Genomic DNA, 695 nt, shown 5'->3' on the forward strand with positions numbered 1-695 from the left:
CGCCGCCAAGATGTTTCAGGCACTGCGTTATGGCATATACAAAGTCTTCTGTGCGCTGTGAACGTACGAAGAGGATATAACCGTAGTCGCTTGCAGGCAGAGTGGCTACAAAAGCCTGACACTGGACGACCTCACCGGTTTCCATGTCAACGTATCCCATAGTATCACCGGCAAAATCGAGGAAAAGCTTTTCGCCGCCCGTACGCATGTCGGCAAGTATGGTGGATGGCGACTCCTTCCTGGCCTCTGTGTTCTGATTGTAATGAAAACGGAACTGTGTCAGGCTGTAGTGGTCATCCGGATGCTCATTACGGTATTCCTCCCAAAGCAGCTTCAGCGTGACATGCTTGCGCTTCATCTCCTCCTGAAGATATGGAAGAAGGGCTTTGAATGTTTCAAAACGCTTGTCGCTATATGCAGGATTGCCGCCCTTGAGATGGTGCTCAAGAATGGGATTATCCAACCTGATAAGTTCATCAAGGCTCAGGCTGTCAGCGTTGACCTTGTTCATGTAGTTGTTCACTGTCTCCTTGTTCATGCCGATTATATCGGCAGCCTTGCGGTTGGAGATTCCGCTCTTCTTTAGTAGAAGAAGTTGTTTGATCTGGCTCATATTCTTACTTTTTCCTGCCATAGTCGTATTGTATGAAGATTATATTCTGCATACAAGATACGGGAAAGAGTGGAAAGTGAAC

The 695-nt window shown here is 47.5% G+C and carries 1 protein-coding gene; it reads right to left on the reverse strand.

The features are described from left to right. On the reverse strand, positions 1-634 hold a 634-nt coding region (locus H6A27_RS14475; protein WP_204509196.1), incomplete at its 3' end, for a transposase. Positions 635-695 lie beyond the last annotated feature (61 nt).

The organism is Bacteroides caecigallinarum (assembly GCF_016902295.1).
In the GTDB taxonomy this organism is placed as follows: domain Bacteria; phylum Bacteroidota; class Bacteroidia; order Bacteroidales; family Bacteroidaceae; genus Phocaeicola; species Phocaeicola caecigallinarum_A.